At 44.3% G+C, this 18044-nt stretch carries 20 protein-coding genes, 1 tRNA gene and 1 pseudogene; 11 read left to right on the top strand and 11 right to left on the bottom strand.

What is annotated here, in order from left to right:
- Positions 1-11: 11 nt before the first annotated feature.
- The 4 genes from ICN46_RS01390 to ICN46_RS01375 are packed head-to-tail and all read left to right on the top strand — an operon-like array spanning position 12 to position 2393.
- The gene (locus ICN46_RS01390) at positions 12-200 is read left to right on the top strand and encodes a zinc-finger domain-containing protein (RefSeq protein ID WP_216203733.1); all 189 of its coding nucleotides are present in this window, start codon (positions 12-14) and stop codon (positions 198-200) included.
- Between the two features lie 51 nt (positions 201-251).
- Positions 252-1295: a lipopolysaccharide heptosyltransferase II gene (gene waaF, locus ICN46_RS01385; protein ID WP_216203731.1), complete on the top strand. Its 1044-nt coding sequence runs from the start codon at positions 252-254 to the stop codon at positions 1293-1295.
- Between the two features lie 30 nt (positions 1296-1325).
- On the top strand, positions 1326-1760 hold the full coding sequence (locus ICN46_RS01380) for a nuclear transport factor 2 family protein (protein WP_216203729.1): 435 nt from the start codon (positions 1326-1328) through the stop codon (positions 1758-1760).
- Between the two features lie 6 nt (positions 1761-1766).
- On the top strand, positions 1767-2393 hold the full coding sequence (locus ICN46_RS01375; protein WP_216203728.1) for a DUF2946 family protein: 627 nt from the start codon (positions 1767-1769) through the stop codon (positions 2391-2393).
- A gap of 12 nt (positions 2394-2405) precedes the next feature.
- Here ICN46_RS01375 and ICN46_RS01370 read toward each other — a convergent pair whose 3' ends face one another.
- Complete coding sequence (locus ICN46_RS01370; RefSeq protein ID WP_255538682.1) at positions 2406-4112, bottom strand: M48 family metalloprotease; 1707 nt, start codon at positions 4110-4112, stop codon at positions 2406-2408.
- Positions 4113-4159: 47 nt separating this feature from the next.
- Here ICN46_RS01370 and moaC point away from each other — a divergent pair, with 47 nt between their 5' ends.
- The 3 genes from moaC to ICN46_RS01355 all read left to right on the top strand — a co-directional run bounded on the left by moaC (position 4160) and on the right by ICN46_RS01355 (position 7935).
- Positions 4160-4639 carry a cyclic pyranopterin monophosphate synthase MoaC gene (moaC, locus tag ICN46_RS01365; RefSeq protein ID WP_216203724.1) on the top strand — a complete coding sequence of 160 codons (480 nt, stop codon included), beginning with the start codon at positions 4160-4162 and terminating at the stop codon, positions 4637-4639.
- A gap of 74 nt (positions 4640-4713) precedes the next feature.
- Positions 4714-5697 carry a tyrosine-type recombinase/integrase gene (locus ICN46_RS01360; RefSeq protein ID WP_215301715.1) on the top strand — a complete coding sequence of 328 codons (984 nt, stop codon included), beginning with the start codon at positions 4714-4716 and terminating at the stop codon, positions 5695-5697.
- A 384-nt stretch (positions 5698-6081) separates the two neighbouring features.
- A complete protein-coding gene (locus ICN46_RS01355; protein ID WP_215301717.1) occupies positions 6082-7935 on the top strand; it encodes an AAA family ATPase in 1854 nt (617 codons plus the stop codon).
- Between the two features lie 855 nt (positions 7936-8790).
- Here ICN46_RS01355 and ICN46_RS01350 read toward each other — a convergent pair.
- Positions 8791-9288 (bottom strand): hypothetical protein, encoded by a 498-nt coding sequence (locus ICN46_RS01350; protein WP_216203722.1) that lies wholly within the window; start codon positions 9286-9288, stop codon positions 8791-8793.
- Between the two features lie 237 nt (positions 9289-9525).
- Between ICN46_RS01350 and ICN46_RS01345 the strand changes: the two genes are divergently transcribed.
- From ICN46_RS01345 to ICN46_RS01335, 3 genes and pseudogenes are all read left to right on the top strand, one after another.
- On the top strand, positions 9526-9771 hold the full coding sequence (locus ICN46_RS01345; protein ID WP_216203720.1) for a helix-turn-helix domain-containing protein: 246 nt from the start codon (positions 9526-9528) through the stop codon (positions 9769-9771).
- A 261-nt stretch (positions 9772-10032) separates the two neighbouring features.
- Positions 10033-10164: pseudogene (locus tag ICN46_RS01340) on the top strand (cyclic pyranopterin monophosphate synthase MoaC); the annotation flags it as partial.
- Positions 10165-10280: 116 nt separating this feature from the next.
- Entirely contained in the window at positions 10281-10652 is a 372-nt protein-coding gene (locus ICN46_RS01335) for a hypothetical protein (protein ID WP_216203718.1), read from the top strand.
- Between the two features lie 108 nt (positions 10653-10760).
- On the opposite strand, the gene ICN46_RS01330 is transcribed toward ICN46_RS01335, so the two are convergent.
- The 9 genes from ICN46_RS01330 to ICN46_RS01290 all read right to left on the bottom strand — a co-directional run bounded on the left by ICN46_RS01330 (position 10761) and on the right by ICN46_RS01290 (position 17341).
- Positions 10761-11288, bottom strand: a complete 528-nt coding sequence (locus ICN46_RS01330; RefSeq protein ID WP_304608806.1) for a pilin — start codon at positions 11286-11288, stop codon at positions 10761-10763.
- 125 nt (positions 11289-11413) lie between these two features.
- Positions 11414-12121 (bottom strand): TerC family protein, encoded by a 708-nt coding sequence (locus tag ICN46_RS01325; protein ID WP_216203716.1) that lies wholly within the window; start codon positions 12119-12121, stop codon positions 11414-11416.
- Positions 12122-12203: 82 nt separating this feature from the next.
- Positions 12204-13097 (bottom strand): succinate--CoA ligase subunit alpha, encoded by an 894-nt coding sequence (gene sucD, locus ICN46_RS01320; RefSeq protein ID WP_216203713.1) that lies wholly within the window; start codon positions 13095-13097, stop codon positions 12204-12206.
- 15 nt (positions 13098-13112) lie between these two features.
- On the bottom strand, positions 13113-14282 hold the full coding sequence (sucC, locus tag ICN46_RS01315; RefSeq protein ID WP_216203711.1) for an ADP-forming succinate--CoA ligase subunit beta: 1170 nt from the start codon (positions 14280-14282) through the stop codon (positions 13113-13115).
- Positions 14283-14468: 186 nt separating this feature from the next.
- A complete protein-coding gene (locus ICN46_RS01310; protein WP_255538681.1) occupies positions 14469-15005 on the bottom strand; it encodes a RecX family transcriptional regulator in 537 nt (178 codons plus the stop codon).
- Entirely contained in the window at positions 14998-16083 is a 1086-nt protein-coding gene (gene recA / locus ICN46_RS01305) for a recombinase RecA (RefSeq protein WP_370625468.1), read from the bottom strand. Before recA ends, ICN46_RS01310 begins: the two co-directional genes overlap by 8 nt.
- A 125-nt stretch (positions 16084-16208) precedes the next feature.
- A complete protein-coding gene (locus ICN46_RS01300) occupies positions 16209-16742 on the bottom strand; it encodes a DUF2878 domain-containing protein (protein ID WP_216203707.1) in 534 nt (177 codons plus the stop codon).
- Positions 16743-16802: 60 nt separating this feature from the next.
- A tRNA-Met gene (locus ICN46_RS01295) sits at positions 16803-16879 on the bottom strand.
- Positions 16880-16933: 54 nt separating this feature from the next.
- Positions 16934-17341: a hypothetical protein gene (locus ICN46_RS01290; RefSeq protein ID WP_216203705.1), complete on the bottom strand. Its 408-nt coding sequence runs from the start codon at positions 17339-17341 to the stop codon at positions 16934-16936.
- A gap of 49 nt (positions 17342-17390) precedes the next feature.
- Between ICN46_RS01290 and ICN46_RS01285 the strand changes: the two genes are divergently transcribed.
- A complete protein-coding gene (locus tag ICN46_RS01285) occupies positions 17391-18002 on the top strand; it encodes an MOSC domain-containing protein (protein WP_216203703.1) in 612 nt (203 codons plus the stop codon).
- Positions 18003-18044 lie beyond the last annotated feature (42 nt).

Here is an 18044-nt window from a genome sequence, read left to right as displayed (position 1 = left end):
GGAACCTGAATATGACTCAAGCTCAAGTTGTCATGGTGGATGGTAAAGACTTGCCATTGCATTGTCCGACCAATAAAACGCCCAGTTGGAACTCGCATCCACGCGTTTTTCTAGATATTAGTAAAACCGGTGAAGCAAAGTGTCCTTATTGTGGTGCCGACTACAAACTCATACCTGGCACTGCGCCACACGGACACTAAGGCCTATCAGCACCCCACAGAAAAATGGGGTGCTGTATCGGGATACACTACATGCGACGTATTCTGATCATCGCCCCAAACTGGATTGGCGACGCGGTTATGTCTCAGCCCCTGCTGGCTAGACTTAGAGCCTCATATCCAGACTCAGATATTGATGTCCTAGCCAGCCCCTGGGTGGCGCCGATCTATCGATCCTGCGCAGAGGTAAATCATGTCATTGAGGCCAAGCTGGAACATAAAAAACTCCAATGGGCTTTACGCAAACAATTAGCCAAGCAAGTGGAATCTCATCATTACCAGGCTTGTTTTATATTGCCCAACAGCCTGAAGTCGGCACTCATCCCTTGGCTTGCTAATATTCCATTTCGGATTGGCTATCGTGGAGAACTTCGCTTTGGCTTGCTTAACTTTTCATTACCGAACCCAAGCAAGATTAATCGACCTCCTATGGTAGAGCACTACTTGGCGCTAGCAAGCCTGCTAAATGAGGAATCGCCACAAGCGACTGCGCAGAACAACTCGAAGATACCCGCGCTCAATGTTTTACAGGAAGCAAAGCAATCAGTTGAAGGGAAGTTGAAAGCCGCCAATATCGACCAACAAACAACCTATGTGTTTTGTCCTGGCGCTGAATATGGCGCTACCAAGCGATGGCCCACTGAACATTTTGCAAAGCTTGCGCAAACATTAACTGCTGACAATCCTGAAAATCAAATAATGATTCTCGGGAGTCGTGCTGATCATGCGCTCGCTGAAAACATTCAACTACATGCCTCCAACTTGCCTAATATCCATAACTGGTGTGGCAAAACTTCGTTGGATGAAGCAATTGCCCTCATTGGCATCAGTAAGGCTGTAGTGAGTAACGACTCTGGTTTGATGCATATTGCTGCAGCACTAAAAACCCCTCAAGTCGCCATCTTTGGATCAAGCGACCCCCAACATACGCCCCCACTGTCTGATCAGGCAAAGGTAATCTGGCTCAATCTACCATGTAGCCCCTGTCACAAAAGAGAATGTCCATTGGGTCACTTAAAGTGCCTACAAGACATCACACCAGAACAAGTATTTAGTACTATCAAGACACTGCATTAATTACTGACTTCACCCTCAAGAAAGTACGCTATGCCAAACCTTGCAAGACTCTTTCACAATGCCGATGAAGTGGTAGATGCCTGGCGAGATGCTTTACGACACCGTGATGTCAAAGGGGCTCTCGATATCTGGCTAGATGATGACTCGATTACCTGCGTACTACCGGAAGGACACAGACTAAGTGGTCATGCTGAAATCCGAGCAGGCTTAGAACGCTTGCTGGCAAAGCAGGCCCTCTTTCTAGAGCCTATTGCTTGTATCAGCCACACTATATTGGGTGCAGCAATCTATGACACTACTGAAGCGGTACACCTAGGCCCGAATCAAATTGAAACTGCATTTTTTCTAAATATCACCTTAGTGTTGCTGCAAGATAGTCAAGGTTGGCGCATTGCCCATCTCCATGCCAGTAACTCAACAGATGAAACATTTGACGCTCCGTCGACTCCCCACGGATTACATTAATTAGCAATGGATGAGCAAGTACTTCGTTCGCTCATCAAGTGGCCCAATGTGCCACATTGCTTTGGCTGGCTTGCCTTAGATCGAAGAGGGCGGTGGCGCATGCGTGATGAATTTGCGCAAGCAAATAATTTACCTGGCAACGCTATCCAACACACCGCCTTAAATGAATTTATTGCGCGAAACTATGCCTGCGACCTTGAAGGAAAATACTTCTTCCAAAACGGTCCGCAGCGTGTCTTTATTACACTAGATGCCACCCCTTGGATTGTCCGTCTTATCCCAGCCAATAGAGATCTGAGCCTGCTAACTCAGTGCCAAACCTTATTCGAGCCCCAAGGCGCTTTAAGCGATGAATCCGGAAATATTTACATCACCGGTTTGATTAACCAAACCATGGATGAGGATCGTGGCAGTGCAAGTGAAGGCAAAGACTTTATACAGCGAGAGTCCTTGAGCATTGCACTATTGCATGATCATGATTTGGATCTATTTTCTGATTTAGCTAAACTACATGAGCAAGCCTGTAGCTTTGGTGGCTCATGGAGTTGGCACGGCAAAACATTGCCAATAGACCCAATTCACTCAAATGAGTTAAGCAAGCGCTTTGGCTTTATTCAAAAACCAAAGCCGTAAATCGGGGGCACCCTATCCCATTGGACCTTTTTTAGACTGCTCTCTGAGCTCATCCTGATACTGTCTTTGTATCTCTCTTAAGCGCGCATCAATGGTGGAGTTCTGATAAAAATCGGAGCCACTAGCAGATCTAGCAATTTTCAATTGTTCAATTGCAGCAAGCCATGAGCCTTCAAGCGCATATTTTTCCCCAAGGGCGTAATGGCGCATAGGCACATTCTTAGCTTGGTCATAAGCATTAGATAACATGCCCCACCAAATGATCTCATTAGGCTGGGACTTGGTGCGTGCTTTCAACCAAGCAATTGCGTCGCTGCTACGACCTAACTTGAGATATGCATTGACCATAGCTGCACCAGCCGCATAAGACTGTGGATAGGCCTTCAGGGTTGATTGTGCAATTTGCAAGGCTTCTTCATTTTTCCCTTTGGCCAATGCTAGCTCAGAAGCAGTAATATCCAAAGAAAGGCTTTGCCTCTGAACCGGGGAGCCTGAAGTGCTAGATGCATGCGCCACATTGCGCGCTTGCTGCAAATAGGTTTCAGCTTGATCGATTTTTCCTTGACGCTGCGCAATTAATGATAATCCGTAGAAGCCTTCCATCTGCTTGCCTGGCTGGCTTTGCTTACTCAGACTTTCGAATTGATTCTTCAGGTCATACAATCCACTAGTAGTGCCTGACTGCTCCATTCGTGCGCGTGCCTTAATAAAATAAAACTCAACAGCAGTAGGTACTATTTTTGGAGGAACAGTGCGAGCCCGATCCTGCATATCCGCAATACGATCGGTTGTTAGGGGGTGAGTGCGCACGTAGGCAGGAACACCATTGTCCATAATGCCGGTAGCTTTTTGTAAACGCTGAAAGAACCCAGGCGCGCCATTGACGTCATATCCACTGGCATCCAAAATCTGAAATCCCACTCGATCGGCTTCGCGCTCAGAATCCCGCGAATAAGATAACTGGTTATTGATTGCAATGGCCTGCCCACCTTGAATGACCCCAGCAGCAGCTCCAGGGTTTCGAGAGGCTGCCAATGCTCCAATTAATATTCCTGCAAGTGCAATCATGGTATTCATGCCTTGCCTATCCATTTGGCGCGCAAGGTGCCGTTGCAAAACATGGCCTGTCTCGTGACCCATCACAGATGCCACTTCAGAATCCGAATCTGCGCTCACAATTAGGCCAGTATGAAAACCAATAAAGCCACCAGGCAAAGCAAACGCATTGATGCTGCTATCTTTAACAGCGAATACTTCAAAGTTATATGCGCCACTACCTTGTTCATTGGCACCACCTAATTGGGCTTTCTTAGCCGCCAGCAACAAGCGACGCTCCATCTGATTCAAGAAGTCATAAATGGGCAAGTCATTCGAATAATCTGGGTCTGGACGAATTTGACGCATGATCATCTCGCCATAGTGGCGCTCATCAACCCGACTTAACGAATCACCGCCTGGGTCACCCATATCCGGCAACACAATTGTTGGCTGACTCTGAAGGGTATTGCGATTTGGTAAATTTGGGGAGCGGGCCTCTGGGGACTGCATTGCCCTGCCAATATTTTGTATAGCCGCAGAATCTCCCTGGACAGATACATCACCCAACACTGGTGGAGTGGATAGAGCGGCATAAGCCGAGCCAACTCCCGAGAAGGCTAGCGCCAGAATAAGCTGGTAGGCCAAAATACGCCTAAATACTGAAGGTCGAGATTGTGGCAAATTTGCGGTCTTTATTGCTAACATCCCTATATGGTAAAACTTATCCTATGAACAAACTAACTCATTTTGATGCCAGCGGCCAAGCCCACATGGTGAATGTTGGCAATAAGCCCAATACCCATCGCATTGCCATCGCTGCAGGCAAGATTACGATGCTCCCTGAGACTTTCAAAATGGTGGAATCTGGTAGTCATAAAAAGGGGGATGTACTTGGCATTGCCCGTATCGCTGGCATACAGGCCTCAAAAAGAACTTCCGACTTGATCCCCTTATGTCACCCTCTCGCACTAACCCATGTAAGCCTAGAGATGCACCTCAATCCAGCAGAAAATAGTATCAGCTGCCAAGTGCGAGCAGAAACCATCGGACCTACTGGCGTTGAAATGGAAGCCCTCACAGCAGTCCAAGTAGCCCTGCTCACAATTTATGACATGTGTAAAGCAGTAGACCGAGGCATGGTGATGGGTGATGTGAAGCTACTAGAGAAGAGTGGTGGTAAATCTGGTGAGTGGAAGGCGGAGAAGTAAACGCTAACCTATAAAACAATAACGAGAGACTAAAAACACTCTTGGCCTAATCCTGTCCTACCAAGGAGAGGTAAATGGCAACATTTCGCAACCGTAACGGCAAGTGGCAAGCACGAGTTCAGATTAAAGGCCACGCCGTACGAAGCAAAACCTTCATCAATAAAGTCGACGCCGAGCGTTGGGCGAAGCAGATTGAAGTAGAGATGCAAAAAGGTAGCTATACCAATCTTGTATTAGCTGAGCGGACTACTTTTTCAGAAATCATTGAAAGATACATAACTGAAGTCTTGCCTACAATGCGCGGAGGTACCGCAGACTACATTCGCTTGAAGGCGCTAGCTAGACGGCCAATAGCTAAACTAAGTATGACGGCCCTAACCCCCCAGAAAATAGCCCAGCACAGGGATCAACGACTCAAGGAAATAGCACCAGCAACGGTCATCAGAGAGTTATCTTATTTTTCTTCAATCATCACCTACGCCCGCAAAGAATGGGGTATCAATATTAATAATCCAGTGGCATTAGTAGCAAGGCCTAAAAACCCGCAAGGAAGAAGTCGCATATTAGACACTGCCGAAACATATGCCCTATTTGAAGCCTTGAGACCGATTGGGCGGCGTTCAATATGGATGCTGCCTTTAGTGAAATTGGCGCTTGAGACAGCTATGCGCAGAAGCGAGCTACTTGGACTACGTTGGGAGCATATTGACCTTGGGAGGCGTACGATATTCCTTCAGCTAACCAAAAACGGTACAAGCAGAACGGTGCCACTATCAACTCATGCAATCCAAATTCTGACTGAAATGCCACGCAATCTTGATGGACGAGTTTTTCCAGTTACGCACGAAGTAGTCTCACAAGCATTTAACCGAGCAAGGAAACAAGCTGGGGTAAAAGATGTACGCTTCCATGACCTTAGACACATGGCGATTACAAGGCTTGCCGAGAAGCTACCAAATCTAGTAGAACTATCTGCAGTATCTGGTCATAAAAGCTTAGCCATGCTTAAGCGCTACTATCACCCCAACGCCGAAAAGTTAGCTATAAAACTAGGTTAAAAGCACATTTAAGCAAAACCAAAAAAGTTGCAATAAAATTTGGTATGCGCAAAAAGCGCAGCACCTAAAGGGGTGGCTTCCCAGAATGCATTGCATAAAAACCAGCCAGCATCGCCGAGTGCTCTAAGCCAAAAGGCCGCTACAAAAAAGGTTATTTATTAATCTCTTTTATGAAAGTAGCGACCATGTCACTAGATGCCAAATTTTTTCAACAAATATTGCAAGACTCTTGTCTATTGTCAAGGGTAGTCCTTGTTGCTAGCCACAACTTAAATTTAGAGCTTATAGCTCAGGAAAGCCATCTTTCGGAAGATATTCTGTCAAACACGCCCAGAATATTAACCGAGATTTTTTTACATAATCTTGATCGCAATGGAGAAAATAATGCTTAATATTCCAAAGCACATACAAGAAGCATCTGGAAAACAGTATGAACATCTATTGTTTAATTCTAGTAGAGCAAAAACTGGGGCAGTAATCAGCATGAATTGGAGCCAATTCATCTATAGCATGCAAATGGCATGCCATGAAACGATCGACGACAAACTTAAAGCTAAGCTCTTTAGTCCTTGGTCACCAAAACCAAATGCAGTCGGTCGAACAAAGGATTGTGCTGAATCTACAGCCTTACTAGTCTTTGACTTAGACAAGGTTGACACTTTAGATGTACAAGAAGTCTCAGATTGGTGTACGCCATACACTAATTTTGTTCATACTACTTTTTCACACAGTGAAAATGGAAAGGGCTGCTTTAGGGTCTACATACCATTAGAAGAATCGATTGATATTAATCTTTATCCACAAATACATGCCCAAGTTTTAAACCAAATTCCTGAGATAAAAAAACGAATCGATTCAAGCAGTGCCGACATAGCTAGATGCTTTTTTATGCCATCTTGTCCGCCTAAAACCAAAGATTTGTCTGGATATGCAATAAATTTTATGGGTAAGCACGCGCCCATAATTATGACCAATCAAAGCGTAATCAACCCAATACCAGCCGCGAATTTACCGACTTTTATTTCACCCCCATCCGCATCGGAGGGTAGCAGAAATAGGGATTTAGCTTCATATGCAGGACGAGCATATGCAAAAGGATTAAGTCCACAAGAGTTTATTGATGAAGCAATTCGCTGGGGTTCAGCATGCCAGCCGCCGATGGAAATAGAGGAAATTCGATCTGTAGTCCATTCAATGTGGCAAACACACCAGCGCAATAACCCAGCATCTACTAATAAACGTCCTAACTCAGGGAAATATCTCAGAACTGCTGAGGAGTTAAAAAATGACCCGCCGCTTGAATGGGTAGTTCGAGGAGTTTTGCCGAGTAACGGGATTGGTGCAATATATGGCGCTCCATCTTCAGGAAAAACATTCCTTGCCCTTGATTTAGCATTTTCAGTAGCTATGGGTGAGTCTTGGTTTATGAATCCAGCCTTACAAAAACCTGTTGCATATATTGCGCTGGAAGGTTCTCATGGAATTAGGCAACGAATTCAAGCATGGGAAAAAGCTAACTCAGCCACAGCACCCAAAAATCTATTGTTTGTTACTAACACCGTAAGCATTGAGGATGAGGGATCTTGGCAAGATTTAACAAATGAAATTGAGCAAGCTCTGGGTAGAGGAGCGATAGTATTTATAGATACTCTCAATAGAGCTTCGCCTACCGCTGATGAAAATGCTTCGGCCTCTATGGGAAAAATTATCGACTCCGCAAAAAAGATGTCTGATCAAATAAATGGATTTGTAATGTTTGTTCATCATGCGGGGAAAGACGCAAGTAGAGGGCTACGTGGGCACTCATCCCTATTGGCGGCGCTTGATACAGTAATAAAGGTGACCACTATTTCAAACCAAAGAGTTTGGTCGATTGAGAAATCAAAGGATTCTGAGATTGGTGTTTGTCGTGCTTTTGAGCTAGAAACAATAGATCTAGACACGCAAGATAGCTGGGGCATTACTCATACTAGCTGCGTAGTTAGCCAAGGTCTCTTAAAGCCGCTGGTTAAGCCTATAAAGGGTAAAAATCAGCAGTCAATTATGCAGCTCATTAATAAAATGCTTTCTTTAGAGCCCACCAATACTATTGCGCTTGAATTTCTTACGCATGAAGCTGCACAGATATTAGATATTAGAAATAGTAAGCGGGGAAAAGAAAGGGCTAAAGCGGCCATTAATTCGTTAATAGCTTCCGGGCACCTAATTTTGACCGATGGATATATAACAACCAACTAAGGACAAATCCCGCTCCAGCATACCTATAGGTATGCTGGGAGGAACGGGGAATATTTCAAAATCAAAAGACCCATATCGGGAATAAACGGGAATTACGGGAATATTACTTCTATGGGTCAATTAATCTGTCTACCCCCAATCACAATCAGCTTCTGAGACTATTTATGCCTCTGTCAAATATCAAAACACAGTGCACAGCCACTGCAAGGAGCACAGGCAGCCGCTGCCTAAATCCGCCAATCGGCCAATGCAAGACTTGTCGATACCACGGAGGGAGAAAGAATATTCTTTGTGGTAGCGCTCACCCAAACTACAAACACGGCAGCGACACTAAGGAGGCTAATGCAGAGAGAAGAAAAAAAATTGCAGAATTGGCTGAATTAGCAGCTAGTTTGGGAGTTTCAAAGATAAAACTAAAACGTAAGCCTACTTTAATCTAGACAGATCTACATACCAATCTGGATAGTCTGTCTCGACCATATTCTTTCTGATCCAATCTGGGTAATATTCATTGGGGTTAAAAGGGGTTGATGCCAAATCTGGGTATAGCCTGCATGGGTGAGGTTTAGGACCTTTGTAGTTTTTGCTTAAGCGTTTTCGTATACCTATATACCACTTAGGGGTAGTATCTATAGGCGGAACATCAATAATCCCTAAGGGAATAAAGTTCTTCAGTGGCTTTTGGCTAGAGCAGCGCTGACATACCTTTAGATCGTCCTTGTTAGGAAACAGCTTTGCATTTGGCCCGCTCACCACAAAATTAATGGACCCTGAAGCTGGGGCTATGTGCTTTTGTCCACAACTAGAGCACTGGTAAATACGATAAGAGCTAATTCGGGTCATTAAGTTTAGTGCCTACCAAGCAATCCCCAAAATATTTTTTTTACCTAAAACTAAGTAATCCTTGGTGCACTTAAATGCCCTATCCCCTGTTAAGTTTTTACAGTACTTATCAACATTACTATTTCGTCTAGCAGCCTCCGACTCCGAAACCTGCAACATGATTGAACTAAAACAATTTGATGCCTGCTGAGATTCTGTTTTATATAAGCCGCCATAAAGCTTGTAGCATGTTTTATTTCCTAGCTCGTCTCTACGATACACCTCGGGTAAGCTTAAGTCGTATAGAGCTGCTGCCTCCATCGCTATATCTCTTGGTATTGGAGAATATTGCAAGCGATAATTATCTTGGTAAAAATTTTGCATCTGCTGTTGACGCTGTATATCTTGCTCAATCATTCGCTGTATCTGTATGTCATCCAGCCTATCCATGAGGTCTTGATTTGAAACTGCAAAGCCATATGTTGGAATCAAGGCCAACACCAAAACGCTCCTCCAGATGAATTTCTTCAACCCAACACCCCAAACAAGACTAAAGGCCATAGTAGCGTTACAGCAATCAAAGTTGCTATTGGCCCCCGCGTACCCATGGTGCCCGAATTGATGTGCCCAATGGCTATAAATAAGCCTATAAGCAAATATAAACCAGCCAAACCCTCCAATAGCTCCACTTGATTCTCCTTTTAGCTATAACTATTTGGGTATCATCTCCCGTGGTTTTAAATACGTCAATAGACAAACATCCTGTCTATGGCAAAACCATCCCCCAGCTATAGCGGCTCAAAACAACTTATTGCTCTAGGCAAAGCCATCAGGGCTTTCAGACAGGAAAGTGGGCTCTCTCAAGAAGCTCTGGCCAACGAAGTTGGTATTGATCGTAGCTATATGGGCGGTATCGAACGGGGTGAACATAACGTAGCCATCATGAATCTGACCAAAATTGCGAAGACTCTCAAAATTAAAGTATCGGAACTACTAGATGCAGCCGGTCTTTAACCTAGAGTCAAATATTTGACATCACAATACAAATTTTGTGATGTGGTTACAAAACCCTGATGCGTAGTATTTATATAAGTTGCCCAAACATAGGTGGGCACGGGGTGGGTGGGGGTTCGATACTCCAATATGAAGATTGAATGCGTCTTGTGCTATTCTTTTTTCAGGCCTAACGCTGTCCTTTTTGGCCTAATTTTTTAACCGACTGGTTTAGGTTTAAGTTGTTTTAATTTTTCTTACTACGTTGTTTTTACTGGGTTTCTCACAGCAGTCCAAGTAGCCCTGCTCACAATTTATGACATGTGTAAAGCAGTAGACCGTGGCATGGTGATGGGTGATATAAAACTGCTTGAGAAGAGCGGTGGTAAGTCTGGGGAGTGGAAAGCGGGATAGTAGCTCCTCACTAGTAACCCAAGATATAAGAAAAATACAAATCTAGGGCTCAAGTTATCTGATCGTGCAAACTTATATCACTGGAAATTAATTTTTTAACAGCAATCTCCTCATAAATGTCATCAGTTAATAATTCTCTGTTTCTTTTTGCAATGGCGCTACTGGCCATCAGCCTTTTAATTGCCATGTTTCCCCTAAAGAACTGGCTGGTGATTAATCGCACGAAAGAGAAAGAATTACGCTGGATGCAGTGGTTAAATGAAAAACCGACCAAATCAGAATACTGCTCGATACATCAACAAAAACCCGATAAGATTGAATGTGATTTTTGTGGGGCAAGCCGGCAGCTTCCTAGCCTAGAAATGGTAATGACATCTAATCCCAAATTTGGTATCTTTAGCAATAAGTTTGATAAATATACACACTTCAAAACTTATATATGCTCTGGATGCGGGACAGAGCTCTATCGCGAAAGATACGAAGCGTAATTAATCTTAGGCATCTTAAATTTAGCCGACCAGCATCTTCTCAGCATGGCATCATTAACAAGAAAACAGCCACCCACAGGTGGCTGCCCAGCTTTTCTTAAATCTTGTTTACTTACTGACCCTGCATTCAGACGGCAGTAACTGCGATATTAAATTCGTTTCTGTTGATCTGCATGTCCAACCACCTGACCAGGTAGAGCCCTCTGGTTTGGATAGATCGATTGGCTTCGGTATATTTGCATCAGCCTCATTTGTTGGAACCAGGTGGAGCGTATTTTTACCCTCAGGCGCTACGCTATTTTGATAATCAATCGCGATGGCCCCTGACGGAGTGATCTCAATTAATTTCACACTACGTGTTGGAGAAAACGTAAATGAACCACTGGTAGCCTCATCCATAGAAACCGTACCCCGACTTGCAAAGGCTTCAGTAACGGCTAGCTTTGCACTTGAAGATAAATTCATTCCCTCCACAACGCGACTACGTGCGATGTAATCCTGGTACTGCGGAACGGCAACCGCCACCAAGATACCAATAATCGCAACTACCACCATGACCTCAATTAAAGTAAAACCAGCTTCTTGCTTTGCTAATGCCTTTGGTTTTGCTGTTAAATTGTTACGCATTGCTTCCATATTTAGCTCCTAAGGGTTAAATCCCTATATTCGAGTCTATGCGCTGATTACTCAAGGATGCCAGGCATAAGAAAAGCCGGCTTTAAAGACCGGCTTTTTCTGATTCAGATACTGAGATACCGCACTTATGAAGCTTCTTTTTGGGCATTCTTTTTCTTCAAGTATGTTCCCAGCAAAATCACAATCGCCACACCAATACCTTCAAAAATCATGTGGGCATCTTCCATTGCACCCTGAATGGACTCTCTTATTGCAGGGTCCTCTACCAACATACCTCCTGCCAATAGCCCTAATAAACCAGCACCTAAAGTGATGATCACTGGAAAACGGTCCATGACTTTTAACAGCAAAGTGCTACCAAAAATAATCAAGGGAATAGAAAGCCCTAAACCAATAATTAGCAATACTAAGCGGGTTTCTTCAGGGCCTTTTTGGGCTGCTGCCGCTACGGCAATCACGTTATCCAAACTCATTACCAAATCTGCCACAAGGATCGTGCGAATAGCGCCCCAAACATTGGAATGCCCGTCCATTTCCGCATCATCACCACTATCAGCTAACAGCTGCACGCCGATATACACCAAGAGAACAGCGCCAATGATCTTTAAATACGGAAGGGTTAATAACTGAACTGCGGTAACCGTTAGCAGTACGCGCAAAATGATGGCGGCAGCACTACCCAAAAAAATTGCTTTCTTTTGTTGAGATGCTGGCAAGTTACGTGATGCCATGGCAATCACTACTGCGTTATCACCAGACAACAAAATATTAGCAACAATAATTGAAAGCAAAGCCGCCCAAAACGCCGCACCTGAATAAATTGAAAAATCCATACCGTCTCCTGCTTTTTATGTTTTAACTACCAGTCACTAAAAAAGGATACCAATTTAATGGCATCCTTTTCGGATTACTAAATTACAACATGGCTTTTAATAAAGCTGCCATTTCTGATGGGTTCTTTGTTACCTTAAAGCCACACTCTTCCATTACAGCAAGCTTGGCATCAGCAGTATCAGCTCCCCCAGAAATCAATGCACCAGCATGGCCCATACGTTTTCCAGGAGGCGCCGTTACACCAGCAATAAAGCCTACGACCGGCTTTTTCATATTATCTTTGCACCAACGGGCTGCTTCAGCTTCGTCTGGCCCACCAATTTCACCAATCATGATGACTGCATCTGTCTCTGGATCATCATTGAACATCTTCATAATATCAATGTGCTTTAAACCGTTAATTGGGTCGCCACCGATACCTACAGCAGTGGATTGACCCAAACCGATTGCCGTCAACTGACCTACCGCCTCATAGGTCAATGTACCAGAACGACTAACAACACCAATGCGACCTTTCTTATGAATATGGCCTGGCATGATGCCAATCTTGATTTCATCTGGGGTGATGATGCCTGGGCAGTTAGGGCCAAGCAATAAAGTCTTCTTGCCGCCTTTAGCTTCTTTCGCCTTCATCTTATTGCGCACTTCCAACATATCGCGCACCGGAATACCTTCGGTAATACAAATAACAAAGTCGAGATCAGCCTCAACAGCCTCCCAGATCGCAGCGGCTGCACCAGGAGGTGGCACATAAATCACTGAAGTGGTAGCGCCAGTTTGTTGAGCAGCCTCTTTAACGGTTCCATAAATTGGAATATTAAAAATAGATTCGCCAGCTTTTTTTGGATTTACGCCTGCAACAAAACAGTTTTTTCCGTTTGCATATTCCTGACATTTTTCAGTATGAAACTGGCCGGTCTTACCGGTAATGCCTTGCGTAATGACTTTGGTGCTTTTATTAATCAAAATTGACATATCGAAATTCCTTGATTATTTGTTTTTGGCAACAGCAGCAACTACTTTAGTAGCCGCTTCAGCCATTGAATCGGCGCTAATGATTGGCAAACCAGAATCAGCAAGAATCTTCTTACCTAATTCTTCGTTTGTACCCTTCATACGCACAACCAAAGGCACAGTTAAGTTCACTGCTTTACATGCCGTAACCACACCATCAGCAATCACATCGCAACGCATGATGCCACCAAAGATGTTTACCAAAATAGCCTCAACACTCTTGTTCTTGAGCATGATCTTAAATGCTTCAGTTACTTTTTCAGCTGTCGCACCGCCGCCCACATCTAAGAAGTTCGCTGGCTCGCCGCCAAATAACTTAATAGTGTCCATAGTTGCCATCGCTAAACCAGCACCATTGACCAAGCAACCAATATTGCCATCTAAAGAGATATAAGCAAGATCAAACTTAGAGGCTTCGATTTCTGCTGCGTCTTCTTCATCAATATCGCGATAAGCAACGATTTCAGGATGGCGATACAAAGCATTTGGATCAAAATTAAACTTTGCATCAAGAGCCTTGATCTTGCCGTTACCCTCAAGAATCAATGGGTTAATCTCCACTAGAGAAGCATCGGTATCCCAATAGGTTTTGTACAAATTCTTAAACACGTCACGCGCCATAGGAATAGATGCATCTGGTACACCAATGCCTTTAGCCACGATGTCGCAATCAGCATCCGTTAAGCCGATCAATGGATCAACAAATACTTTGATAATTTTTTCTGGATGCGACTCAGCAACTTCCTCGATGTCCATACCGCCCTCACTAGAGGCCATGATGACATTCTTTTGTGTTGCACGATCCGTAACGATACTGAAGTAATACTCTTTTTTAATGTCTGCACCATCTTCAATCAAGAGGCGATTTACTTTTTGACCCTCTGGTCCTGTTTGATGAGTTTTGAGCTGCATGCCCAAAATTTCAGAAGCGTATTTTTTGACCTCATCCAAGCTTTTGGCTAATTTCACGCCGCCGCCTTTGCCGCGACCACCTGCATGAATCTGCGCCTTGACAACCCAAACTGGGCCACCCAATTTTTCAGCAACTTTTATTGCCTCATCAACACTAAATGCAGGGATGCCATTTGGAACAGGCACATTAAATTGGCGCAGAAGTTCTTTGCCTTGGTACTCGTGAATTTTCATAATTACTCCAGAAACGGTATCTTTTTAGCAAGCGATGAGGATTAACAAAGTCGATTCGACTATGTCTCAGATTTACCCTTTATTCGCTAAATCTAGCTTTTTTGTATAAATGAGATTGGTTTTACCGACTATGCAAGTCTAGCATGCTGCAACGCGGCAATTACGCTTTGCTAATCCGTAGTTGCCCTAGTCAAAACGCCCACCCAGTACTTTTGAGACCACCTCAGAACTAAATCCCTTGGATGCTAAAAAACGGTACTGCCGAGCCCGCTCTTTTTGCTCTTGAGCTGGCACGCCAAACTTTTTTAACCATAACTCTTTGGCGCGCTGATACTCCGTCTCACGTAATCCCTGAATAAGCTCTACAGTCTTGCATCCGTCAACCCCAGCCCTCTGTAGCTCATCTTGTATTTTGCGTACCCCATACCGCTCACTTCTACGCCTCACCAAAGCTTCTGCAAAGCGATCATCCGAGAGCCAACCCCTAGCTTCGAAGTCGTCTAGCACCTCTTGAATTTGCAGGACTATAGGCTTGGTAGGTGGGGCTGACTCATTCTCACCCTCTTTTGAGACAAGCTTGGCGTACCTCGCAGCAGACTCCTCTAGCTTACCTGCCAGTTCTTTGCGGCTATATTCGCGTAGAGATAAAAGGCGCAAAGCCCGAGCTTTTAGACTCGGGCTTTGTTTTGTTTTGCCACCTAGTTCTGACATCGAACTATTCAACTTCCTCTTCTGCGCTCAATACATCACTCACTACTGCAGTTCCAGCTTTTACGCCCAACTTCGCACGAATTTTTGCTTCAATATCTTGAGCAATTGCTGGGTTTTCTTTTAAGAACTCACGCACATTATCTTTACCCTGTCCGATGCGGTCGCCGTTATAGCTATACCAAGATCCCGATTTCTCAACGAGATCAGCCTCAACGCCCATGTCGATAATTTCGCCTTCTCTCGAAATACCAGCGCCGTACATGATGTCAAAAATTGCTTCGCGGAATGGTGGAGAAACTTTATTCTTCACCACTTTGACTCGGGTTTCATTACCTACAACCTCATCACCCTTCTTAATACTGCCAATGCGGCGTATATCCAAGCGCATAGATGCGTAGAACTTGAGCGCATTACCACCAGTAGTGGTTTCTGGAGAACCAAACATCACGCCAATTTTCATGCGAATCTGGTTAATAAAGATTACGGTTGTGTTGGTGCGCTTAATAGCCCCTGTCAACTTCCGTAAAGCTTGACTCATTAAGCGCGCCTGTAAGCCTGGTAATGAATCACCCATATCGCCTTCAATCTCGGCCCTTGGAACCAAGGCTGCTACCGAGTCAATGACAATCAAATCAATCGAACCTGAACGCACTAGCGCATCAGCAATTTCCAAGGCTTGCTCACCAGTATCTGGCTGTGAGATCAATAGATTGTTTACGTCCACGCCCAAGCGTGATGCATATTGAACATCCAATGCATGCTCGGCATCAATAAATGCGCAAGTTCCACCCAGTTTTTGCATTTCTGCAATCGCATGCAAGGTTAAGGTTGTTTTACCGGAAGATTCTGGTCCGTATATCTCAATGACACGGCCACGTGCTATACCACCAACTCCAAGCGCTATATCCAAACCGAGAGATCCGCTCGATACCACTTGAATATCCTGATTGATCTCGGCATCGCCCAATCTCATGATGGAGCCCTTGCCGAATTGCTTTTCTATTTGCGCCAAGGCTGCCGTTAGTGCCTTTTGCTTATCTCCACTCATCCCCTCGAATTCTGATGAGGCTGATTTTTTCTTATCATCCAGGGCCATTTTTCAATTCCTTTTCGCTATGTATTGGGCTTATTTCCGAAATTTCTTCTGTTATCGAACAACTTAATAGTCACTGTATATAAAAACAGTACTTATTGCAAGCACCTTTTTTGTTGTCATTACGGATTTTTGATTAAGCCTTTACCTAAAGCCTTGCGATCCCAATAAAAGAAGAGTGGTATTGCAATGCCCCAGATGACGGCTATTAGCAACATCCCCATTACCTGCCCTCTTGGACCCCAGGTACCTGCCCCCATCCTTACCCCAGCCTCATAAGACATTGGCCCGGATATAGCACCTAAAATAGCGCCCAAAAGAGGTCTACCCCTAAGCCAAGATAAGGAACTATTAATGGTACTAGCCACCAAAGCCCATAGGACCCACATCCATACCGGTGACAGATATGGCACAGGCCAGTTATCCCTAAAGTCCAATAGATCCAAATACATAATAAGTGTGTCAGCACTTACTCCGTACATAACAGCCTTAACCAATAGAGCTAACTCTAATTTTGGCGTATCTGACCGCCAAATATGAAAAACAATGTAGGCCATTGTCCCGATAACAGCCCAAAGGACTTTTTGGTTGGCTGCGCCCCATACACAGGCAAACCAACCAAGCTGAAAAAGGATGAAATTCCAAAACTTAGCCATATTGAGCGCCCAAGAGACCTAAGAAAAAGGCCACTACCGCTTGGCAATGGCCTTTTGATTTGGTGGCGATTCAGGGATTCGAACCCCGGACCTGTGGATTATGATTCCATCGCTCTAACCAACTGAGCTAAATCGCCGAACTGGAAATTATAAAGGATGGGAGCGCATCTGTCTAAATAGAGTGCTACGACCTACTTAATCTGAAAGGTACTCATCCCAGGTTCGCGACCATAATGCAGATAAACCTCAATTTTCTTCGCCAGAAATAGCTTTTTAAGCACTTCATCCTTATTGTCAAAAGTGATAGCGGTTTGTTCTGGGTAGTGCGAAAAGGGGTCGCTCATCACATCGATCTCCAAGCCATCAATCTTAATCTGACTAATAACGCGCTTCCGAAAGCGATCCTTCTGAATAAAGATTAAGCGCTTGATGTATTTATCGAGCACCAACTTCTGACCCTGCTCATTAGTCTTGTAGTAATAGACAAACTCTTCTTTGCCATTGGTAGTGACATCACGCTCCTCATCCCACTTGGCATGTGCAAACTGACCAAATGTCATACAAACCACCGCCACTAAAACCCTGCAATATGTAATCATCTTTCGCTTTCTTCAGCTTATGATGTGATCTTATCAGGCAAAAACTCTCATGCGACTCCTATCTATCTCTTGTGGCAAAGTTGCCCCACTCTTTGGCGAGCATCAATCCAATGAAAAAGCAGTCACGTCAGCGATTCGCAAACGTTCAATTAGTGACCTAAGTAACCCTAGCCCCGTTGTGATTACCAATCTAGGCGTTAAAGACGATGAACAAGCAGATCGCTCAGTGCATGGTGGAATTGAAAAGGCTATTTATACGTATCCCGCAGAACACTATGCTTTTTGGAATGAGTTATTGACCCGAGAAACCAAAAAAACAGTGGCGCTTCAATACGGCGCTATCGGTGAAAATTTCACCATCGAGGGCTTACTGGAAAGTCAGGTCTATGTTGGCGACACATTAATCATTGGCGGACTTGAATTTTCGGTTGTCAAATTACGCGAGCCTTGCTTTAAATTTAATGCTGCCATGGGTTACAAAGGCGCTGCAAAAGCAATGCTGCAATCAGGATGCAGTGGTTGGTATTTGAGGGTTCATCAGGAAGGTGTCATTGCCGCTGGCGCAGAGATTAAACATATACATGGTTCCAAAAAAATCTCTATTGCAGCCCAAAATGCAGCGCTCCTCAACGGTAGTCATCAGAAAAATTTGTGGGAATAAAAAAACCCGACCACTAAGTGATCGGGTTTTCAATTTACTGCA

The organism is Polynucleobacter sp. Latsch14-2, assembly GCF_018881925.1.
In the GTDB taxonomy this organism is placed as follows: Bacteria; Pseudomonadota; Gammaproteobacteria; order Burkholderiales; family Burkholderiaceae; genus Polynucleobacter.
This window is presented reverse-complemented; position numbering and strand designations above follow the sequence as displayed.